Source organism: Vulcanococcus sp. Clear-D1 (assembly GCF_014654725.1).
Lineage (GTDB): Bacteria > Cyanobacteriota > Cyanobacteriia > PCC-6307 > Cyanobiaceae > Vulcanococcus.
On record NZ_JACVZV010000005.1, the window covers coordinates 1 to 11,602 of the forward strand.

15 protein-coding genes are annotated in these 11,602 nt (G+C 65.4%); 4 read left to right on the forward strand and 11 right to left on the reverse strand.

The window, feature by feature from the left end:
* A partial coding sequence (locus H9532_RS01360; protein ID WP_366664501.1) for a YihY/virulence factor BrkB family protein occupies window positions 1-1,000 on the forward strand: 1,000 nt, incomplete at its 5' end.
* A 61-nt stretch (window positions 1,001-1,061) separates the two neighbouring features.
* Window positions 1,062-1,406, forward strand: coding sequence for a hypothetical protein (locus H9532_RS01365; RefSeq protein WP_296365056.1), 345 nt, complete (start codon window positions 1,062-1,064; stop codon window positions 1,404-1,406).
* Here the strand turns inward: H9532_RS01365 and H9532_RS01370 are convergent.
* The 5 genes from H9532_RS01370 to H9532_RS01390 are packed head-to-tail and all read right to left on the reverse strand — an operon-like array spanning window position 1,392 to window position 3,639.
* Window positions 1,392-1,781: a DUF2834 domain-containing protein gene (locus H9532_RS01370; protein WP_296365230.1), complete on the reverse strand. Its 390-nt coding sequence runs from the start codon at window positions 1,779-1,781 to the stop codon at window positions 1,392-1,394. The two genes, H9532_RS01365 and H9532_RS01370, sit on opposite strands and share 15 nt — an antisense overlap.
* Before the next feature lie 29 nt (window positions 1,782-1,810).
* Window positions 1,811-2,068, reverse strand: coding sequence for an exodeoxyribonuclease VII small subunit (gene xseB / locus H9532_RS01375; protein WP_296365059.1), 258 nt, complete (start codon window positions 2,066-2,068; stop codon window positions 1,811-1,813).
* On the reverse strand, window positions 2,061-3,218 hold the full coding sequence (gene xseA / locus H9532_RS01380) for an exodeoxyribonuclease VII large subunit (RefSeq protein ID WP_296365061.1): 1,158 nt from the start codon (window positions 3,216-3,218) through the stop codon (window positions 2,061-2,063). Before xseA ends, xseB begins: the two co-directional genes overlap by 8 nt.
* The gene (locus H9532_RS01385) at window positions 3,215-3,427 is read right to left on the reverse strand and encodes a hypothetical protein (RefSeq protein WP_296365063.1); all 213 of its coding nucleotides are present in this window, start codon (window positions 3,425-3,427) and stop codon (window positions 3,215-3,217) included. The genes xseA and H9532_RS01385 overlap by 4 nt, the downstream gene beginning before the upstream one ends.
* A gap of 59 nt (window positions 3,428-3,486) precedes the next feature.
* Window positions 3,487-3,639, reverse strand: a complete 153-nt coding sequence (locus H9532_RS01390; RefSeq protein ID WP_010304750.1) for a chlorophyll a/b-binding protein — start codon at window positions 3,637-3,639, stop codon at window positions 3,487-3,489.
* 93 nt (window positions 3,640-3,732) lie between these two features.
* On the opposite strand from H9532_RS01390, the gene H9532_RS01395 reads away from it, so the two are divergent.
* Window positions 3,733-4,521, forward strand: a complete 789-nt coding sequence (locus tag H9532_RS01395; RefSeq protein ID WP_296365066.1) for an HAD family hydrolase — start codon at window positions 3,733-3,735, stop codon at window positions 4,519-4,521.
* Here the strand turns inward: H9532_RS01395 and hrpB are convergent.
* From hrpB to H9532_RS01410, 3 genes are all read right to left on the reverse strand, one after another.
* The gene (gene hrpB / locus H9532_RS01400; RefSeq protein WP_296365068.1) at window positions 4,506-7,007 is read right to left on the reverse strand and encodes an ATP-dependent helicase HrpB; all 2,502 of its coding nucleotides are present in this window, start codon (window positions 7,005-7,007) and stop codon (window positions 4,506-4,508) included. The two genes, H9532_RS01395 and hrpB, sit on opposite strands and share 16 nt — an antisense overlap.
* Before the next feature lie 23 nt (window positions 7,008-7,030).
* The gene (locus tag H9532_RS01405; RefSeq protein WP_010304737.1) at window positions 7,031-7,414 is read right to left on the reverse strand and encodes a hypothetical protein; all 384 of its coding nucleotides are present in this window, start codon (window positions 7,412-7,414) and stop codon (window positions 7,031-7,033) included.
* Window positions 7,415-7,475: 61 nt separating this feature from the next.
* A complete protein-coding gene (locus H9532_RS01410; RefSeq protein ID WP_296365071.1) occupies window positions 7,476-7,751 on the reverse strand; it encodes a DUF2973 domain-containing protein in 276 nt (91 codons plus the stop codon).
* A gap of 160 nt (window positions 7,752-7,911) precedes the next feature.
* On the opposite strand from H9532_RS01410, the gene H9532_RS01415 reads away from it, so the two are divergent.
* A complete protein-coding gene (locus tag H9532_RS01415; RefSeq protein WP_296365073.1) occupies window positions 7,912-9,048 on the forward strand; it encodes a trypsin-like peptidase domain-containing protein in 1,137 nt (378 codons plus the stop codon).
* A 7-nt stretch (window positions 9,049-9,055) separates the two neighbouring features.
* Here the strand turns inward: H9532_RS01415 and H9532_RS01420 are convergent, their stop codons facing one another.
* From H9532_RS01420 to H9532_RS01430, 3 genes are all read right to left on the reverse strand, one after another.
* A complete protein-coding gene (locus tag H9532_RS01420) occupies window positions 9,056-9,268 on the reverse strand; it encodes a hypothetical protein (RefSeq protein ID WP_296365074.1) in 213 nt (70 codons plus the stop codon).
* 109 nt (window positions 9,269-9,377) lie between these two features.
* Entirely contained in the window at window positions 9,378-11,105 is a 1,728-nt protein-coding gene (locus tag H9532_RS01425) for an ABC-F family ATP-binding cassette domain-containing protein (RefSeq protein ID WP_296365077.1), read from the reverse strand.
* 221 nt (window positions 11,106-11,326) lie between these two features.
* Window positions 11,327-11,560 (reverse strand): hypothetical protein, encoded by a 234-nt coding sequence (locus H9532_RS01430; protein WP_029552778.1) that lies wholly within the window; start codon window positions 11,558-11,560, stop codon window positions 11,327-11,329.
* Window positions 11,561-11,602: the final 42 nt, after the last annotated feature.

Genomic DNA, 11,602 nt, shown 5'->3' on the forward strand with positions numbered 1-11,602 from the left:
GACAGAGAAGCCACCCGAGAGGGTGGCTTTTTTGTTGGCTCGTGCTGGGGGAGGTTGTAGCGTCGGTGTTAGGTCAGAGTCCCTTGGTGGAATGCAGCGCACTTCTCGGTGGCGTTCCTTGGTGCGTTTGTTTTGGCGTTCGTATCGGCTTTGGGATCGTGAAGATTGTGTAGACCTCAGTGCTGCCTTCGCTTACCACACACTGCAATCATTCTTCCCGATCCTGTTGATTGCCTTGGGCGTTGCCAGTCGCCTTTTGGGTCGCGTGGATAACCTTTCTGATCAGGTGTTGGGATTGGCGGATCAGGTGTTGCCGCCATCGGTGATTCCTGTGATCCGCAGCACGTTAAATCAGTTGATTCGTCAGGGAACTGGTGCCGGTTTGGTCGGTGCCGCTTTTCTCTTGGTGTCATCCACCAATGCCTATCTCAGCTTGCAGCGCGGCGCTGATCGCTTGTGGGGATTTCGGCCTTGCTTGCTTCCGATTGATCATTGGGCCAGGCCTGTCTGGCGCTTTATCCGCGCACGTTTGGAATCGATTGCGCTGGTTGCCCTGATTGGTTTTTTTGTGGTGCTCGATCAGCTCACCACCAATCTGCGATTGCTGAGCCCTGGCAGTTGGCGCCTGATGCTCCAGGCGTGGTTGCCGGATTGGCTGCATCTCTGGGCGCCGGTACCGATGGCTGTTGATTTTGGGATCTCGTTGCTGATTGCCTGCAGCCTCTCCTTTGCGCTGCTGGCCATCCTCCCATCGCGTCATGTTCCGGCTCGGTCGTTAATCCCCGGCTCTGTTCTGATCGGGTTTGTGTTGACCACCTTCAATGTTGTTTTGGGCCGCAGCTTGTTATCGCTGGGCACCCGCTTTCAGGCCTATGGCGTGATTGGCGGTGTGCTGTTGCTCAGCCTTTGGGTTTGGCTCGTGGGTTTGGTTGTGTATTACGGCATGGCGTTGAGCGTGGTGGTGAGCCGCCGTAGGGATGGCGAGGCATCCGCCCGCTGATCCCCTTCCCCTGTGGGCGTGATCTAGAGAGGATGGACTTAGCCAGCCAAGAGGCCGCCTGATGCAACGCCCGATCCCATGGCTTTGGATCACCGTGATTGGGTTGTTGCTGCTTGCGCCGGGGTTCACAGCACGGGTGTTCTTTGATGTCTTGGAGGGCTTTGCCCTCTTGTTGGTGTTTGGCCCACTGGTGTTGGCCGGTGCCGGATTCCTGGCCTGGCAGTGGTTCCGCCGGCGCTTGATCACTTGTCCCGCATGCGGGATGCCCAGCATTGGAGCGGCAACGTGTCCGGCTTGCGGTGCTGCCTTGATCGCTGCTGACGACCGTTCCAATCCCACAGCCGATCAACCTGCCAGCTCCGCAGTGATCGACGTTGAGGTTCGCGACGTCTCAGGCGAGCTCTGATGCACCGCTGGCGATCGCCTCGCGGGCTAGTTCCGCCAATCGCCTCTCCCTTAGGCAGAGAAAGAGGGGTGCGGCGAAGGCAAAGGCAATCGTGACTGAGCTCAGCAGCACCAGCCAGAGGTGTCGCATCTGGAGCCGCCTGCTTTCCACCACCATCCAGATCGTGACCGCAGATGCGCCCACTAGCAGATCCCTGGAGAGGGATTGAGATGCCGCGTTGGCATTGGCCAGGGAGACAAACAAGCTCAGATCAAAGCTGGAGCCGTAGTCGCGCATGAAGGCGAGGTTGGCCATCCACGGCAAAACCCCGCCGGCGATGGCCAAAGCCAGGTACAGCCAAGACAACCAAGGCGTCTGCGCTTTCGGCAGCGCCATGTTGGGATTTCGAGATTCCACAGCCGGTGTCATGTGGTCGGGGAGTCCCATTCGATCACGTCCTGCTCAACGCCTTGCAGCACGGCGCTGCAGCGGTTGGCGTACGCCTCTGCACGGCGATACAGCGTTGCCATCTCTTCCACTTCGAGCTCGCTGGATTGCAACTTGGCCATGGCCAGCTCAAGGGCTGTTCGGGCTTCGTTGAAGCTCAGCTGCTCCACCTCGGCCAGCCACTGGCTCTCGGGTTCAACGGCGCTGCGCCTTCGCTTCGGTTTGGGCTCAGCCATGGCCTCCTCGATCCGTGTTTTGCACAACGGTGTTGATCCTGCCGTCCGCCACCATCAGTTGCAGAGCATCGCCGCTTTGTACCTGCCGCACCGAGCGCACCAGTTGCCCATCGGCTTGGTGCACCAACGAGAAGCCGCGCTCCAGCAAGCGTTGGGGGGAGAGGGCCTGCAAGAGCTCGATGCGTTGGTGGAGCTGCTGGCGCGTGGTCGCCAGTAGCTTGCGGGGATGCAGCTGCAGCAGTCGGGCGCGATCGCTCTCGAGCCGCAAGCGTTCCCGTTGCAACCGGTGGCTGAGGCTCTGCCTGAGGATTGCTCGCTGCTGCTGCAGGCTCAGCATTAGATGCTGGCGGTCGGGCAGCAGCGCCACCACAGCGGCCGTGGGGGTGGCGGCGCGGTAGTCGGCTACCAGGTCGGCGATGGTGGTGTCGTCTTCATGGCCCAGGCCCGTGACCAGGGGCAGTGGGCAGGCCGCAAGATCGCGGGCAAGAGCTTCGTTGTCGAAGACAGCCAGGTCTTCGCGACTGCCGCCACCCCGTGCCAGCACGATGGCTTCAATGCCCAAATCCTTGGCTCGAGCCAACACCTCGGCCAGCCTTGCCCGAATCTGCTCCTCCACGGCACCTTGCACCGGAATCGGCACCACATGGATACGGGTGGCTGGCCAGCGCTCCTGCGCGGTGCGCAGCATGTCGGCGAGAGCAGAGCTTGGAACACTGGTGAGCAGTGCGATCGCTGCCGGCATGGCGGGCAAGGCCTGCTTCCGCGCTGGATCCAGGAGTCCTTCCGGTTCCAGTAGAGCCCGCACCCGCTCGAATTGGCGCAGCACCGCGCTGAGGCTGGGCCTGAGATCGAGGATCTGAACGCAGAGGCTGGCTCGGCTGGCCCAGAAATTCAGCTTGCCTACCACGAGCACGCCATCGCCCTCGCTGGGTTGGAACGTCAGCTTGCTGAGCTGCGACGCCCACACCACCCCCGAAACCGAGGCTTGCTCATCCACGAGCGTGAGCCAGAGATGCCCCTTCTTCAGCTGCGGCCGCGACACGGTGGCCTCCAGCAGGAACCGCGGGGCGAAGCCCCGCTCCAGCAGAGACGCAATCGCCTGATTGAGTGCGCTGACGCTGTAGCGCGGCAGGCCGAGATCAGTGTTCACCGCTCCAGGCGGCGATAGCAGCTCCACCAGTAGAGGCACACCAGGCTGCCGAGCAACGCCACGATCTGGCCAGCCGGGTGGTCGATGCGGATCCAGCCCACGGCGGTGATCACGATGCCGCTGCTGAGCATGCGGGCGCCGTCGCGACGGTTCTTGGCGAAAAGCTGAGCCAGGGGAGCTGCTGGTGCTGTGCCGTCAGTTTGAACCATCAAAAAGCGCCCCCTCAAGCGAGGGAGCGCTGGCAGAGCATCGCTCCGGTTTAACAACGTCAGCCGAGCCCGATCTGGCCGAGAATGCCCTGGCCGGTGAGGAGCTCGGTGGCAAGGCCGATGGTGAAGCCCAGCATGGCCAGGCGGCCATTCCAGGTTTCGGCGAAATTCACAAAACCGAAGCGTGCAGATGTGGAGGTGGAGTCAGGCATCGGAATGACGCGAACGGTCGGACTGTAACGAAACATGTGGTCCGCTTGACGGTGTTCGGCGATACGGTTGTCGCCACTTGTCCGGTCCCTGCTGTGTCACGCCAGTTGTTGCAGAGCCAGCTCTCGGCGCCCTTGCCCGAGGCTCCGGAGCTGGTGCTGGTGACGGATCTCGACGGCACGTTGTTGGGGGGCGCCACCGCTGAGCGGCGCAACTTCTATCGCTGGCTGGCGGAGCAGCGGGAGCGTGTGCTTCACGTGTTCTGCACGGGGCGCGATTTGGCTTCGATCGCCCGGGTGCTGGAGGACGACGAACCGATCGGTTTGGCTGCTCCTCACCTTGTGATCGGAGATGTGGGTTGCACGGTGGCTTGCGGTCAGTCGTTGTTGCCGGTGCCGCTGGCGGTAGAGCCGATCGATGCCCGCTGGCAGGGGTTGGAGCAGCGGCTTCTGCCGATGCTGGCGGGGCAGCCCGGTCTGGCAGCACAACCACTTCATTCAGAGCGCCGTTTGGCTTACTACGTCGACCCTGAGCAGTTCGACCACAGCCTGATTCCGCAGCTGGAGGCCCATGGCGTGGATTGCCTGCTCTCCGACAACCGTTATCTCGATCTGCTGCCCAGCGGAGTGAACAAAGGCTCCACCCTGCTGGCCCTGTTGGAGTGGCTGGAGGTGGACCCGCAGCGCGTCGTAACAGCGGGTGACACGCTCAACGATCTCGCGATGTTTGAAACCGGGCTGAAGGGTGTGATGGTGGCCAATGCTGAAGCGGCCCTCCTGGAACATCTACCCCGTTTGTCGTCGGTGTATCTCGCTTCAGCAGAGGGCTGCGCCGGCATTGCCGAAGGGCTGCGCCACTTCGGTTTTGATCACCTCTGGGACTGACGCCGCTGCAGAGCTCGGTTGGTGAGTGCCGTAGCTGGCGTGTTGGCGGGATCTTCGGGCCATGGGTGGCGGGGATAGCGCCCTCGCAGCTCCTTGCGCACCTCCTGGTAAGTGCCATTCCAGAAGCCGGCCAGATCCTGGGTGATGGCGGCGGGCCGGCCGGCGGGCGAAAGCAGCTGCACCGTGACGGGCAGCCGGCCGCCCAGCACGGTGGGGGTGCTCGCAGCTCCGAACAGTTCCTGCAGCTTCACCGCCAGCACCGGCTCCCCGCCGCTGTAATCCAGCTGTGCCAGGCGGCCTGAGGGGATCTCGATGGCCTCCGGCAGCAGAACCTCCAACTCCCGCCGCGCATCCCATGGCAGCCCGTTCCATAGCGCTTCGGTCAGGTTGAGCCCCTGCAGATCAGCGCGGCTGCGAAGGCCATCGAGTTGATCGGCCAGCCAACTGCTGGGATCGGAGGCCAGAGCCGTCAGGCTCCTGTCGGGCCATGGGCTCCCCAGCTCACGGTGGGCCAGGCAGAGGCGCTGCTGCAGCTGGCGGCTGCTGCCATCCCAGGGGAGAGCTTCAAGGCCCAGTTCGGCCAGTCCGGTCAGCAGAGCTGTGCGCAGCACCGAGGCGGGTGCGTCAGGCCACGGCCGCCGTTCCAGGACCAGGGCTCCCAGGCGTAGCTCCCGCTCAGCCCGGATGCGTTGATGCTGGCTGTCCCAACACACCTGAGCAAGCTCTTCACCAGCACTCAGGGCCAAGGCGGTGAGGCTGTTAGGGGCGAGGGGCAGGGCCAGTTGGATGCGGGCATCGCTGCCGCTCCCGTCGGCCGCCGCGATCGCCAGGGCTGGACTGCCCACCAGGGGGTCATTGGGATGGAGCACGGCACCGCGGCCGCTGCGGGTGAGATAGCGGCCTGACCCCGGCGTGCGCTCCAGTGCCACCCGCTCGGGGTAGGCGTAGGCCAGTAGTTCTGCGGCAACGGCTGCTTCACGGTCGGCCGGGGCTCCGGCGAGGGAGGGCTGCTCCGGAAGTTGGCGCCGCAGCTGCTGTTGCAGTTGGCGCAGCTGCTGGCCCCGTGGATCACGGCCTGCGCTGCGCAACCAGTCGAGCCGGCGCATCAGGTCGCTGCCGGCCTCCAGTTGCGATAGCGGATCGCGTTCGCTCAACAGGGCAGCCAGGCTGCAGCCCAGATCCACGGCCCCCAGCTCGCAGGAGCGCAGCAGCAGCTGGGCCAGGCGTGGATGCACCCCCAGATTGGCGAGCCTGCGGCCATGAGCATTGAGGTTGCCGCCCTCCTCCAGGGCCCCCAGTTGGCGCAGTAGCTCTTGCCCCTCGCGCAGGTGGGCTTCCGGCGGCGGCTCCAGCCAGGGCAGTGTTTCACCAAGGCCTGCTCCCCATTCGGCCAACTGCAGCACCAGCGGGGCTGGATCGGCCTCCATCACGGCGGGTGGATCGAAGGCGGGCCGGCGTTGTTGCTCGGCCGGGCTCCAGAGGCGTAGGGCGCGGCCCGGGCCCAGGCGGCCGGCGCGGCCGGCTCGCTGTTCAGCGCTGGCCAGGCTGGCCGGCACGGTGACCAGGCTCTCCATGCCGCTCACCGGATCGAAGCGGCTGCGGCGGCTGAGCCCGCTGTCGATCACCAGGCTGACGCCTTCGATCGTGAGCGAGCTCTCGGCGATGGCGGTGGCCAGTACCACCTTCCCGGCTGGCTTGCTGGCGGGGCGGATTGCCTGGCTCTGCTCGGCCAGGGGCAGATTGCCGTGCAGCAGGCACAGCTCGAGCTCTCGCCCCCAACCTGTGGCGGCGATGGCGTCCTGACAGGCGCGCAGCTCCCGTTGTCCCGGTAGGAACACCAGCACGGTTTCGCTGGCATCTCGCTGATCGAGCCAGTGGGCTTCAAGGGCGCGCACCACCTGCGCTGGCAGCGCTTCCCGCTCTCGTGGCGGCTGATGGCTCACGCTTACCGGATGGCTGCGCCCCTCGCTGGTGAGCAGTGCGGCCTCCGGCAGTTGCTCCACCAAGGGCTGCAGGTTGAGCGTGGCGGACATCACCAGCAGCCGCAGCTCGGGCATCAGCAGCTCCCGGGCCTCGCGCAGCAGGGCGAGAGCCAGATCAGCCTCGCAGCGGCGCTCGTGAAATTCATCGAAGATCACGCATTCCACGCCTTCCAGGCTTGGATCCGCTTGCAGCTGCCGCAGGAACAGGCCGTCGGTCAGCACCTCAAGGCGCGTGGCGGCGGAGATGCGGCTTTCCAGGCGCACGCGGTAGCCCACCCGTTCGCCCACGCGTTCGTCCAGCTCGGTGGCCAGCCGCTCTGCCGCGGCCTTGGCGGCCAGTCGCCTTGGCTCGAGCATCAGGATCCGGCCGCCGCAGGCTTCCAGCAAGGCGAGCGGAACGCGGGTGGTTTTGCCGGCACCCGGGGGTGCTTGCAGCAGCACGGTGCCACCGGCGGGGAGCCGCTGCACCAGCTCAGGCAGCAGCGGCTCGATCGGTAGGGGCACGGCCTGGTGTGTGGCGGGTGGGCTCAGCGCACGTGGCGGGCGCCGTCCACCGGGTGATACACCTCACCGGTGGTTTCTTCGTAGACGATGGCCGGCAAACCGGTTTCAAACATCGTCTGGAGCGCTTCCTTGAGGTAGGGGTTCCAGCCGCCGGTGTTCACCTTGCCGTGGCGCACGGTCCAATCCCAGGTGCCCTGTAGATCTCTGGGCACGCGCCCTTCGCGGTCGCGGCGGGCCACCAAATCCTGGGATTCCACGAGTCCCACAAGGATCGGTTGTTTGCCGTAGGCCGGGGTGAGGATCAGCTCCAGACGCACGGGATCCTCCTTCACCAGCTTCAGCTGAAAGCGGGGGGGCAGCTTGATGGCCTTGAGCACCGCAGCCACGATCCGGGTTCTTTGCTCCACTCAGCCTCCGCTGTGTCCACAAGCACTCAACGGTTGTACCAGCTGGAGGGCCCATGCGGGCTCAGCTGGGGTCGTTCGGTGAGGCGGGCTGCTCTTGATCACCCCCGAAGCGCACGGTGAGCAAGTCGTCGCGGGTGAGCTGGCCATCCGCATCGAGTAGCTCCGGATGGATGGTGAGGCGGCCAGTGCGATCGCCCCGGGGAATGCGGTTCTGATCACCCGGCCGCGGCACCGCCGCAAAGCCGCGACCCATGATCCGGAAGGCTTGCCAGAGCAATCCGAGGAAGCAGGCTGCGTAAACGAGCGGCAGCAGCTTGGCGAATAGCTCGGAGCTCATGGGGAGGGTTCCCGGCAGGGAGGGGATGGACGGCGTTCAATCCATTGCTCCCATCATCGCGCGGTTGCGCCAGCCGCGGTGGGGGGGGAATCCACCAGCGCCGGCCCCTTTGCCGCCGCGGAAAACCTGCGTACGGTCGAAACCCGCCGGATTGCTTGTCATGGCTGCTGTGCCTTCCCGGGTGTTGCCCCTGGCCCTTGCTGCGGCCCTGGCCAGCCCGGTGCTCACCTCTCTCCCGTCTGCCCTGGCGCAGTCGCCGGCGGCCAGCGCTGTGCTTTCGCGCCAGTCGTTCGTGGCGGAGGCGGTGCGGCGCACCGGCCCTGCGGTGGTCACCATCGACACCGAGCGCACGGTGGTGGTGCCAGGTCGCCAGAGCCTGCCGCCCTTTCCCTTCATGGACCCGATGCTGCGGCAGTTCTTTGGGTTGCCCCAGGGTGGCGGTGCCATCCCGCCATCGCAGCGCACGGAGCGGGGCCAGGGCAGTGGTTTCCTCTACGACTCGACCGGGTTGCTGCTCACCAATGCCCATGTCGTGGAAGGCAGCACGCGGGTGATGGTGGGCCTCAGCGATGGCCGCCGCGTGGAAGGAACAGTGGTGGGCGCTGATCGCGTGACCGATCTGGCCGTGGTGCGTCTGGCGGGTGGTGGCTCCTGGCCTGTGGCGCCCCTGGGCAATTCCGACAGTTTGCAGGTGGGTGAGTGGGTGATTGCCGTCGGTAATCCCTTTGGCCTGGATCAGACCGTGACCCTCGGCATTGTGAGCAGCCTCAACCGCAATGCCGCCGCCCTTGGGATCACCGACAAGCGGCTGGAGCTGATTCAGACCGATGCGGCAATCAACCCGGGCAATTCCGGGGGGCCGTTGCTGGATGCCGATGGTGCCGTGGTGGGGATCAACACCCTGGTGCGATCCGGCCCGGGAGCCGGGCTTGGCTTCGCGATCCCGATCAACCGCGCCCGCAGCGTGGCCGCGCAGCTGGTGAACAAGGGCAGCGTGAGCCACGCGATGATCGGCGTGGGTCTGGATGCTGTGCGCAACGCCAGCGGTAGCCCGATGCCGGGTGCTGTGGTGCGCAGCGTGATGCCTGGGGGACCGGCTGCACGGGCGGGGCTGCGGCCTGGCGATCGGATCACGGCGGTGGATGGCCAGGCCGTGAGTCACCCGGCTCAGCTCACCCAGCTGGTGGAGCGCAATGGTGTGGGCCGCTCCATGGAGGTCACGCTGCAGCGGCAGGGTCAGACCCTGCGACTGCAGGTGACGCCGGTGGAGCTTTCAACCCTGATGGGATCGCGTTGATCGGCGATCAGCCGTCGGTTTCGCGCAGCACCTCCACGCACTGGGTCACACACTCCCCGTCGTCGATGGAGCAGGCGGTGATGCATTCGAAATAGCTTTCCACCGGATCCAGGCCGGGGGGGCTGGAGGCTGCGAGCCCCATGGCCATCAGGTCAGCACCCGTGGCGGTGCTGGCTGCGATCGAGCTCGTGGCATGGGAGGGATGCGGAACGATGCCCATGGCCTGACCTCTCAAGGGGGGAAGTCATCAGCGTATGAACACTGTGTGTCTTGGACAAGAACAATGAGTCGTCTTGCCTAGGGAACTGTGAAGTTGTTTTGAGCGCGCTTCAGGCCACCTTCTGTTTGCGCGCTTCGGCTTTGGCCTTTTGCTTGTCGCGATTGGCCTTGCGTTTGGCGTCCTGCTCGGCGGCCTGGCGTGTGGCCTCAGCGGCAGCGGCCTCTTCGGCTTTCTTCTCGCGGTAGTAGGCGTAATCGCCGCGGTAGACCACCAGTTCGCCATCGCGGATTTCCACGATCTTGTTGGCCACCCGCGAGATGAAGTAGCGGTCGTGGCTCACCACGAGCACCGCGCCCTCGTAGTCGATCAGCGCATCCTCGAGCATCTGCTTGGCCGGGATGTCGAGGTGGTTGGTGGGCTCATCCAGCACCACGAGGTTGCAGGGCATCAGCAACATCAGCGCCAGGGCCAGGCGTGCCTTTTCGCCGCCGGAGAGCTTGCCCACCTCCTTGAACACGGCGTCGTTGCTGAAGCAGAAGCTGCCCAGCAGCGAGCGCACCTGGGTCTGGGTCCAATCGGGCACGGCCTCAAACAGGGTGTCGATCACCGTCTTGGAGAGATCAAGGGCTTCGGCCTGGTTCTGCTCGAAGTAGCCGGCGATCACGTTGTGCTCCCCAAGGCCGGCGAAGCCCTCATCGGGCTTTTCGATGCCCATCACCAGGCGCAGCAGTGTGGATTTGCCGGCGCCGTTGGGGCCCACGAAGGCGATGCGATCGCCCCGCTCCACCTCGAGGTTGGTGCCCAGGAACAGGATCTGCTCGCCGTAGCTGTGGCTGAGGTCTTTGATCTCGGCGATCAGGCGGCCGCTGCGCGGGGCCGGTGGGAACTGAAAGCGCGGCCCGCTGACGCTTTCAATCGGCGCCTCGATGCGCTCCACCTTGTCGAGCAGCTTCTCGCGGCTCTTGGCTTGGGTGGAGCGGGTGGCGCTGGCGCGGAAGCGATCGATGTAGGCCTGCTGGGTGGCGAGCTCCTTTTGCTGGCGCTCAAAGGCGGCCTGGCCGGCTTCGCGCTCCAGGGCCTTCTGCTCGAGGTGCTGGCTGTAGTTGCCCAGGTAGCTGCGGGAGACCCCTCGCTCGGTTTCCACGATCTGATTGCAGACCCGATCGAGGAAGGCCCGGTCATGGCTGATCACCACCAGCGGGCAGGTCTGGCCCACGAGGTAGTCCTCCAGCCACTGGATCGTCTCCACGTCCAGGTGGTTCGTGGGTTCGTCGAGGAGCAGCAGATCCGGCTCCTGCAGCAGCACCTTGCCCAGGGCGATGCGCATCTGCCAGCCGCCGGAGTAGTCGCCCACCAGCTGCTCGGCCCCTTCCGGGGTGAAGCCGATGGTGGGCAGCAGCTTGTCGATGCGGGCATCGAGTTCGTAGCCGTGCAGGCTCTCGAAGCGGCTCTGCAGGCTGCCCAGCTCGTGGATCAGATCATTGAGGTGGTCGGGGTCTTCGGCGGCCTTCTCCGAGCCCATCTCCTCTTCCACCTCGCGCTGGCGGTTGAGCACCGTGGCGGCCTCGCCGAAGGCCTGGAACAGTTCCTGCCGCACGGTGCGGCTCACATCCACATCGAATTCCTGCTGCAGATACACGATCCGGGGATCGCCCTGCTTCACCACCTGGCCGCTGCTGGGCTCCTCCATCCCGGCGATGATCCGCATCTGGGTGGATTTGCCGGCGCCGTTCACGCCCACCAAGCCGATGCGATCGCCCGCCTTCACCTCCCAGGTGACATCCCGCAGCACCTCACCGGTGGGATAGATCTTCGAGACGCGTTCGAGACGGAGCAAGGCGTGTGCAGTGGAGGGCGCCTGGGGCCCGGTCCTGCTTGCATCATCTCCCCTGGGAGGTCCGGCCCTGCAGACTGTTTTCTGTCCCCGCACAGCCCGGCGCCATGGTGAAGCGACTCGAACAGGTGGCGGCCCTGGTGGTGGCAGCCGGCCTGGCGATCGTGAGCTACTGGCTGTTCTTCAGCTGGATGGGGGCCGACCGCCGGCCGCGCCGCAGCGCCCTAGAGGCCGCCCCGGGCCTTGAGCAGCCACTGCTTGGTTTCAGGGTCGTCGATGCTGCCCAGGTGGGTTTTCACCTCGTCTCTGCTCACGGGCAGCCCCCAGCTGTCGCCCAGCTCACAGATGCGGCTGAGGGCGCCTGAGGGGTCCTGCAGGGCCTGGCGGAAGAGCTCCTGGGTGAGCTGCTGATCGCTGCGGATGCGCTCGTAGAGGGCGGGGGCGTTGCCGGCGCTCATGGGCTTGCTGGCCGATCGCCACACCCTATGAACGGCCGTGGC